We start from the raw sequence: 8,449 nt of genomic DNA, 5'->3' as shown, positions 1-8,449 counted from the left end.
CTACGTCACCGTGATCTCGCCGGGGGCGAGCTACGCAACGGAGTGCGGGCAGGGAACCGTCTTCGATGCGCCGTCGAACACCTGCGTTGCCGCGTGGGCGCCGCCGCCGCCGCCGCCATGGAACGGCGATCCCACTCCAGGCTTTTCAGTGGGGATCTGCGCGCCAATTCCGTTCGTGGCGCTGTGCACCGGCATCTGAGCTGCGTCTGCCACCACGTGGTGCCGACCTAGAGGGTGACCTCGTTCAGCTTGCCCGTCGCGACGTCGAAGACGAAGCCGCGCAACGACTCGTGCTTGGTCACGAACGGGCTGGCCTCGATGCGGCGCAACGACTGCCGGACGTCCTCGTCGACATCGGCGAAGGCTTCGGCGGCCCATTCGGGCTTGAGGCCCGTCTCGTCCTGGATCTGCTGCTTGAAGCCGTCGTCGGTGAACGTCAACATTCCGCAGTCGGTGTGGTGGATGAGGATGATCTCGGTGGTGCCGAGCAGTCGCTGGCTGATCGCCAACGACCGGATCTCGTCATCGGTCACCACGCCGCCCGCATTGCGGATGACGTGTGCCTCCCCCTCGGCCAAGCCGAGGACCCGATAGACGTCCAGTCGGGCGTCCATGCACGCGACGACTGCGACGTGCTTGCTCGGCGGCAACGGCAACGGCCCGGTGAAGGATTCGGCGTACGCCTCGTTGTTCTTCAGGTACTCGTCGGTCACTGACATTGGGACCTCCTAGGCGGGCAGGCGATGGCCATGACGATAGTCACCGCCTGCCCGAGATCACAGGTTCAGGATCGCGCTGACTGCAAGTCGTAGACGGTCGTGCCGCCGACGTCGGTCTTGGTGAACGTCTTCTCCACCCACGCCGTGATGTCGGCTGCCGTACCGGAACTGTGCCCGGGCGGGCCACCGTGACCCGAGTCCGCCAGGAAGTACCGCACCTGACCGTCGGCGACGTACTGCTGGAACTGCGCCAGTGTCGGCGACGGGTCACCACCGGTGAACCCACCGATCGCCATCAGCGACGTACCCGTCTTGAGTTCGAGGTCGCCCACCGACATCGAGCCGATACCTGCTGCGGCCCAACGACTGTCGGCACTCTTGAGGAGATCTACGAGCTCGGGGCTGTCACCGCGACCAGGCATACCCGGTCCGTGGCCTGGCCCGCCGAAGCCGAACCCTCCGGCCTTCTGCGGGCCCGACATGGTGCCGGGACCGTTGTGCGCACTGGTGACGTTGTAGATCGAGAACGCCGTTGAGCCACCAAGCCCGACGATGGCGGCCGCCACGACGACGGCCACGGTGGCCCTGCCGAGACGGTGGGCGCGAACGGCGAGCAGTAACGCGACCACGATCGACCCGATGAGAACCACCCAGCGGATCGCCGGCCACCACTCGGGCGTCCGGTTCAGCAGCACGAACGACCACACGCCCGTGGCAAGCAGCATCCCGGCGAGCACCAGGCGCGGCACCAAAACCTCCCGGCGCTGGACGAGCTGCGCGACCGCAATGCCGACCAGCGCGGCGACGGCGGGTGCGAGCGCGACGTTGTAGTAGGGGTGGACGGTGCCCGCCATGAAGCTGAACACCGCGCCGGTCACCAGAAGCCAACCGCCCCACAGCAACAGGCCCGCGCGAGCCCGATCCGTGCGCGTCGCACGCCAGGTCAGCACCAGTCCGACGACCAAGCCGATGAGCGCAGCGGGCAGCAGCCACGATGCCTCGGCACCCATCGACGCCCCGAACAGTCGACCGATACCCGGATCGCCCCCGAAGAACAGGTTCATTCCCCCGCCGCCGGGTCCATGGCCTGGGCCGCCGCCACCGGGACCGCCGCCCTCGTTTCCGGCGATGCGTTCGATGCCGTTGTACCCAAAGGCCAACTGCAGCAGGCTGTTGTCGGTGGATCCGGCGATGTACGGGCGTGAATCGGCAGGCCACAGGCTGACCAACGCGACGTACCACCCGGCAGAGACGATCATCGCCACACCGCCGACGAGCAACGCGCCCAGTCGTTTCCACACCCCGAAGGGCGCGGCAACCAGGACGGCCAACGCCAGACCCGGCACGACGAGGAACGCCTGCAGCATCTTCGTCAGGAACGCGAAGCCAATCGCGCTACCCGTCAATGCCATCCACATCGTCATTCGCCGAGCGGTACTCGCGTCGATGGCGCGCACGGTGCAGTAGGCCGCCACGACCAGCAGCAGCACCAGCAGGGCGTCGGGGTTGTTGAAGCGGAACATCAGCGTCGCGACGGGCGTCACCGCCAACACCAGGCCCGCGATCAGACCGGCGGAGGGACCGCTGCTGCGCCGGACCGTGAGGTAGAGCACCGCGACCGCGCCGACGCCCATCAACGCCTCCGGCAGCAGCATGGTGAACTCGTTGAACCCGAACAACCTGCCGGACAACCCCATTACCCACATCGCGGCGGGCGGCTTGTCGACGGTGATGGCATTGCCCGCGTCCAGCGACCCGAAAAGCCACGCCTTCCAGTCCTGGGTACCGGCCTGCGCGGCGGCGGCGTAGTAGCTGTTGGCCCAGCCCGAGGAGCCGAGGCCCCAGAGGTAGAGCACGCCGGTGGCGACCAACAGCGTCCAGAACGCGGGCCGCGTCCACCGCGGATCCGGCGGGCTACCCTCGTCGACGACGGCGTCCGCTCGGACGTCTTCAGCAGTCAGTGTCACAGTCGTTTTCCCTCTATCTCGATCGATGTCAGTTGGCCCGGCGGGGGTGAAACACCCAGCCGCGCAGGAGGACGAAGCGGACGGCGGTGGCGACCAGATTCGCCAACACCAGCACGGAGAGTTCGAGCAGCCGATGCGGCTGGTCGACGAAGGCGTGCAGCCCCGCCAGCGCGCCACTAGTGATCGTCAATGCGATGGCGAACACGATGAGGCCCTCGACGTGGTGGCGTGCCGCCTTCGCGGCGCCGGCCACCCCGAACGTGAACCGCCGGTTGGCGGCCGTGTTCGCGATCGCCGTGAGCAGCAGGGCCACGAAGTTTGCCACCTGGGCGCCGATGACCGGGTGCAGCACCATGAACAGCAGAAGGTACGCCGCGGTCGATGCGACGCCCACGGCGCCGAACCGCACCACCTGGCGGAACAGCGAGTTTGGGGCCACGGTCGTCGCCTGCGATGGAGCCAGTTGCGCGGCAATCGCATTCACCGGAATCGACCCGTTGGCGAAGCCGCGAAGAAGCCTGCCGACACCCTTGAGGTCGGCGGCGGCCGTCGCAACGATGTCCACCCGGCTGTCCGGATCGTCGACCCAGTCGACCGGGACCTCGTGGATGCGCAGGCCGCTGCGCTCGGCGAGGACCAGCAGCTCGGTGTCGAAGAACCAGCCGGTATCGGCGACGTGGGGCAACAGCTGGTGTGCGACGTCGGCGCGAATCGCCTTGAAACCGCACTGAGCATCCGAAAACCGGGCCTGCAGAGTCGACTTCAGGATCAGGTTGTAGCAGCGTGAGATGATCTCGCGCTTGGGACCGCGCACCACCCGTGAGCCGCGACCCAGCCTGGTGCCGATCGACAGATCGGAGTGACCGGAGATGAGCGGCGCGACCAGCGGCGCGACCGCGGCGAGATCCGTCGACAGGTCGACGTCCATGTAGGCCAACACCATCGCATCGGACTCCGACCACACCTGGTGCAGCGCGCGTCCCCGGCCCTTCTGCTCCAGCCGCACCGCGCGGACGTCGTCGAGCTCGGCGGCCAGTTGAGCGGCGATGCGGGGGGTGTCGTCGACACTGGCGTTGTCGGCGATAGTGATCCGGACCGGATAAGGAAAGCTGTCCCGCAGGTAGCGGTGGAGCCGGTGCACCGAACCAGCAAGAGCGGCCTGCTCGTTGTAGACCGGGATCACCACGTCCAGCACCGGAACCCCGAGGGCGCGGGCCTGGAGCGCGGCGTTGGGCCGCGACCCGAAGGCCATCTCCCTGGAAACCGCCGTGAACTGCGTGACGGGCGCGTCCTGAATGTCTGTCATGGCTCCATCGTCGATCCGCGAGGTGTGGTGGCCTCATGAGCAAGCTATGCGCCGGCTATGAGTTGGACGGCGTCTCGGTCAGGTCGTAGACGACGACGCCGTCGACCGTCTTCGGTGAGTAGTGCGCCTCGACCCAGGAGCTGATGTCAGCCGCGTCGCGACTGCCGCTGTTGCCGCGGCCGATCGGCATGCCGAACATCGAATGCCCCTTGATGAAGTAGTGGATGTGGCCGTCTGCGACGTGACTCTGGAACTCGGCGAGCGTCGGTGCGGGGTCGGTGCCGTTGAACCCGCCGACCGCCATCACCGGCGCGCCGCCGGCCAATTGGTAGCCCGCCGCGTTGCTCGAACCGACGACCGCGGCGGTCCACTGATACCTGCTAGCGCCGTTTGCCAGCAGCGCCGTCAAGTCGGGCCCTGGCTCAGGGATGTCGAGGAAGCCGCCACCGGGACCACCGGGACCACCGAACGAACCGTGCCCGCGCGGTGGCCCCACCGAAGGAATCGCCCCCGAGTGCGGGGTGGCCACCGTCGCCAATGCGTAGGCGGTCGGCGCGGCCAGACAGGCCAGGATGGCCAGTGCGGCGACGCCCGTGCCGACGCGCGCCGGGAGCCGACCCGCCACCAGGAGCAGCACCGCGGCAGCGACCCCGGCGACCGCGACCACGGTGCCCAGCCAGGGCAACCAATCGAGGCGGCGAGCCAGCAGGATCGCGGCGAGGATCACCGTGACGAGCACGGTGGTCGACATCGCAACGGCGGACCGAACGTCGAACCTGTTGCGCCACAGCAGTATTGCGCCAATTCCGATGCTCGCGCCGATCGCCGGCGCGAGCGCGACGGTGTAGTACTGGTGCAGGATGCCGTTGGCGTAGCTGAAGACGATCGCGGTGACCACCAGCCAGCCGCCCCAAATGATCAGCCCTGCCCTCGTCGGGTCGGTCCGCGGGGCGCGACGGGTGATGACGAACCCCGCGGCGACGCACACCACCGCGGCGGGGATCAACCACGCGATGTAGGCGCCCATCGAGCTGCCGAACAGCCTGCCCCAGCCGACGTCGAAGTTCATGTTGCCGAGGCCACCGGTCTCGTCGCCGGTGAGTCGGCCGAAACCGTTGTAGCCCAAGGCGAGCTCGATGATGCTGTTGTGCTGCGAGCCGCCGACGTAGGGGCGCGACGACGCCGGCCACAATTCGACGAGCAGCAGATACCAGCCACCGCTGACCACCATGGCGGCGACCGCGCAGGCCAGTCTGACCAGCCGCGTGCGCAGCGGTACGGCCGCGGCGACGAGGTAGGCAATCCCGAACGCGGGCAACACCAGAAACGCCTGCAACATCTTGGCCAGGAAACCGATGCCGACCGCGGCGCCCGCGCCGATCAGCCACCAGCGGCTGCTATCGCGTTCGCACGCCCGCTGCACGCAGTACGCACCCGCGACGAGGGCAAGCACCAGAAGGGCATCGGGGTTGTTGAAGCGAAACATCATCGCCGCGACGGGGGTCAGGGCGAAGACCGCACCCGCAAGTAACGCCGCCGACGGACCTGCGGCTCGGCGCACGGCCGCGTAGAGCAGCGCGACGGCAGCGATCCCCTCCAATGCCTGTGGCGCCAGCACGCTCCACGAGTTCAGCCCGAACAACCGCACCGACACGTCCATCACCCACAACGCGGCAGGAGTCTTGTCGACGGTGATCGCATTGCCTGCGTCACTCGAGCCCAACAGCATGGCGGTCCAGTTGTCCGCCCCGGCCTGGGCCGCCGCCGAATAGAAGCCGTTCGCCCAGCCGCTGGCGGACAGGTTCCACAGGTACAGCACCGCGGTGGTCGCAAGAAGGAGACCGAACGCCACGCGCTCGCCGATCGACGCGGGCTGACGTCGCACGTCAACGACGTCGTCGGGGCCGTCATCGGCGTGCGCTGGGCGCGTCAGAACGGCAATCACCCCATCGATTCTCGGTCAGCCGGCTAGGCGCCCGATTAGTTCGGACTGTGGGTCGGCTGTGAAGGTTCCGTGTGGCAGGGCAGCCGAACGACGAACTCCGTACCACCTGGTTCACTTCGGACGCCGATCGTCCCGTCGTGCGCCTTCACCACGGCGGCCACGATCGCCAGCCCGAGGCCCGTGCTGCCGCCGCGGCGCGATCGCGAGGAATCACCGCGGGCGAACCGCTCGAAGACCTCCGGCACCAGGTCGGCGGGGATACCGGGCCCGTCGTCGGCGACGGTCAACACGGCTGTGTCGCCCTCTTGAATCAGCGACGTCGTCACCGACGTCCCAGCGGGGGTGTGAACTCTGGCGTTCGCCAACAGATTGACCAGCACCTGCTGCAGCCGCGGCTCGTCGCCGACGACGGTCACGGGCTCCTCGGGCAGGTCGAGAGCCCAGTCGTGGTCGAGCCCGGCGACATGGGCGTCGCTCACCGCGTCGACGACGAGCCTCGACACGTCGACCGGTTCGCGCACGAGTGGCCGACCCGCATCGAGCCGGGCCAGCAGCAGCATGTCCTCGACAAGATGGGTCATGCGTTCGGTCTCGGATTCGACCCGGCTCATCGCATGGGCGACGTCGTCGGGGAGGTCGTGTCGCTTGCGTTGCGCCAGTTCGGTATAGCCGCGGATGGCGGCGAGTGGGGTGCGCAGTTCGTGGCTCGCGTCGGCGACGAACTGGCGGACCCGCGTCTCGCTGGCGTGGCGCGCGGACAGCGCGCCGGCGATGCGGTCGAGCATGGTGTTGAGCGCCGATCCAAGCTGGCCGACCTCGGTATGCGCACCGTCCGGGTCGACCCGAACGATCCGGGTCGGCAGGTTCACCTCACCCGTGTCGAGTTCGAGAACCGCGACGTCACGCGCGGCCGCGGTGACCCTGGACAGAGGTGCCAACTGACGCCGGATGATGAGGATGCCTGCGGTGGCAGCGGCCACCAGGGCGATGGCGGCCAGGACGCAGAACATGCCGACCACCCACAACAGGGTGTCGTCCACGACCGCGGTCGGCAGTCCCGTGACGATGATCTGATCGCCGTGGCGCGCGTGCAGTGCGATCACCCGGTAGCGGCCGAGACCGTCGAGCTCGACCGTCTGGGGAGTGCGAGTCGGTGGCACTCGGGCCAACGCCGCGGCCGCCCCGGAGCTGATCTCGGACCGACCACCGTCGGAGGTGATGACCCCCGCGTCGACCGCTCCCGACGGTGAGATGACGGCGCCGACCGTCCGCGTGGCCTGCCCTGGCGCGTTCAGGAAGCCGGGGCCTGGCCCGAACTCCGGGTCGGACAAACGGTCCCGGAACATGGGTCCCGGCCCTAGGCCGTCCGGCGGATCATCGTGCGGCACATCGGGCGGACGCATGCCAGGGGGCCCCGGACGCAGCATCGGCGGCGGGAGCTCGAAGATCGCCGCCGAACGCTTGCCTGCCTCGACCAGCTGATTGTCGAGCTGACGCATCAGAAAGCGTTGCAGTGCAAACTCCGTCGCGATTCCGATGCTTGCGCACACCACGGAAAGCAGCACCACCTGGGTAACGAGTAGCCGCAGCCGCAGGGACCACGTCCGCGGTGCGAGGATCCGACTGTGCGACCCAGATGCCTCCTGGCGGGGGCCGAAGCTCATCGCGATGGCTTGAGAACGTAACCGGCGCCACGAAGCGTATGAATCATCGGCTCACGGCCGCTGTCGATCTTCTTGCGAAGGTACGACACGTACAACTCGACGATGTTGGACCGACCGCCGAAGTCGTAGCTCCAGACCCGGTCGAGGATCTGCGCCTTGCTCAACACCCGCTTGGCGTTGCGCATCATGAACCGCAGCAGCTCGAACTCCGTGGCCGTCAACGTGATCGGCTCCCCTGCGCGGGTCACTTCGTGGCTGTCCTCGTCGAGCACCAGGTCGCCGACCACGATCTGCGCGCCGCCCGACTCGTCAGCCACCCCGGTGCGCCTGAGCAACGCCCGCAGCCGCAACACCACCTCTTCGAGGCTGAACGGCTTGGTCACGTAGTCGTCGCCACCGGCGGTGAGGCCGGCGATGCGGTCCTCCACCGAGTCCTTCGCCGTCAGGAGCAGCAACGGGAGCCCCGGAATCTGGGCGCGCAGTTCGTGCAACACGTCCAGACCGCTCATGTCGGGCAGCATGACGTCCAGCACGACGACGTCGGGTGGGTTCTCGCGCGCCAGCGCAATCGCGGACTCGCCGTCGCCGGCCGTGGCGATGTCCCAACCCTCGTAGCGCAGCGCCATCGACACCAGTTCAGCGAGGACCGGCTCGTCGTCGACCACCAGCACATTGATCGGCTTGCCGTCTGACCTGCGCATGACGAGGCGCGCGGGGTCGGCATGTTCTCGGTCTGAGCCGTTCGCGATGGTCATCCTCGTCATTGTTTACCCCCGGAATGGGCACGACCTGTGCCATTTCTATGTACCAGCTGTGGAAGACGGCTCACAGCTGGCACACACATCGCG

The 8,449-nt window shown here is 68.0% G+C and carries 7 protein-coding genes; 1 reads left to right on the top strand and 6 read right to left on the bottom strand.

Annotation, left to right across the window (positions count from 1 at the left end; genetic code table 11):
• On the top strand, nucleotides 1–199 hold a 199-nt coding region (locus QOD90_RS17455), incomplete at its 5' end, for a hypothetical protein (protein ID WP_526351916.1).
• 28 nt (nucleotides 200–227) lie between these two features.
• On the opposite strand, the gene QOD90_RS17450 is transcribed toward QOD90_RS17455, so the two are convergent.
• The 6 genes from QOD90_RS17450 to QOD90_RS17425 form a co-directional block, all read right to left on the bottom strand.
• The gene (locus tag QOD90_RS17450) at nucleotides 228–719 is read right to left on the bottom strand and encodes a beta-class carbonic anhydrase (RefSeq protein ID WP_526351914.1); all 492 of its coding nucleotides are present in this window, start codon (nucleotides 717–719) and stop codon (nucleotides 228–230) included.
• Between the two features lie 65 nt (nucleotides 720–784).
• The gene (locus QOD90_RS17445) at nucleotides 785–2,686 is read right to left on the bottom strand and encodes an ArnT family glycosyltransferase (RefSeq protein WP_526351912.1); all 1,902 of its coding nucleotides are present in this window, start codon (nucleotides 2,684–2,686) and stop codon (nucleotides 785–787) included.
• Nucleotides 2,687–2,714: 28 nt separating this feature from the next.
• Nucleotides 2,715–3,992, bottom strand: a complete 1,278-nt coding sequence (locus tag QOD90_RS17440; RefSeq protein WP_526351910.1) for a bifunctional glycosyltransferase family 2/GtrA family protein — start codon at nucleotides 3,990–3,992, stop codon at nucleotides 2,715–2,717.
• Nucleotides 3,993–4,047: 55 nt separating this feature from the next.
• The gene (locus tag QOD90_RS17435; protein WP_526351920.1) at nucleotides 4,048–5,877 is read right to left on the bottom strand and encodes an ArnT family glycosyltransferase; all 1,830 of its coding nucleotides are present in this window, start codon (nucleotides 5,875–5,877) and stop codon (nucleotides 4,048–4,050) included.
• A 95-nt stretch (nucleotides 5,878–5,972) separates the two neighbouring features.
• The gene (locus QOD90_RS17430) at nucleotides 5,973–7,601 is read right to left on the bottom strand and encodes a sensor histidine kinase (protein ID WP_526351908.1); all 1,629 of its coding nucleotides are present in this window, start codon (nucleotides 7,599–7,601) and stop codon (nucleotides 5,973–5,975) included.
• The gene (locus tag QOD90_RS17425; RefSeq protein ID WP_526351918.1) at nucleotides 7,598–8,302 is read right to left on the bottom strand and encodes a response regulator transcription factor; all 705 of its coding nucleotides are present in this window, start codon (nucleotides 8,300–8,302) and stop codon (nucleotides 7,598–7,600) included. The genes QOD90_RS17430 and QOD90_RS17425 overlap by 4 nt, the downstream gene beginning before the upstream one ends.
• Between the last annotated feature and the right edge of the window lie 147 nt (nucleotides 8,303–8,449).

It is taken from the genome of Mycobacterium sp., assembly GCF_032161845.1.
In the GTDB taxonomy this organism is placed as follows: Bacteria; Actinomycetota; Actinomycetes; order Mycobacteriales; family Mycobacteriaceae; genus Mycobacterium.
Note: the sequence above shows the minus strand (reverse complement) of the source record. Positions and strands in the feature narration are given on the sequence as shown.

Coding starts and splice junctions, on each gene's coding strand:
- QOD90_RS17450 (WP_526351914.1), bottom strand. CDS start 719: ATGTCAGTGACCGACGAGTACCTGAAGAACAACGAGGCGTACGCCGAA.
- QOD90_RS17430 (WP_526351908.1), bottom strand. CDS start 7,601: ATGAGCTTCGGCCCCCGCCAGGAGGCATCTGGGTCGCACAGTCGGATC.
- QOD90_RS17440 (WP_526351910.1), bottom strand. CDS start 3,992: ATGACAGACATTCAGGACGCGCCCGTCACGCAGTTCACGGCGGTTTCC.
- QOD90_RS17425 (WP_526351918.1), bottom strand. CDS start 8,302: ATGCGCAGGTCAGACGGCAAGCCGATCAATGTGCTGGTGGTCGACGAC.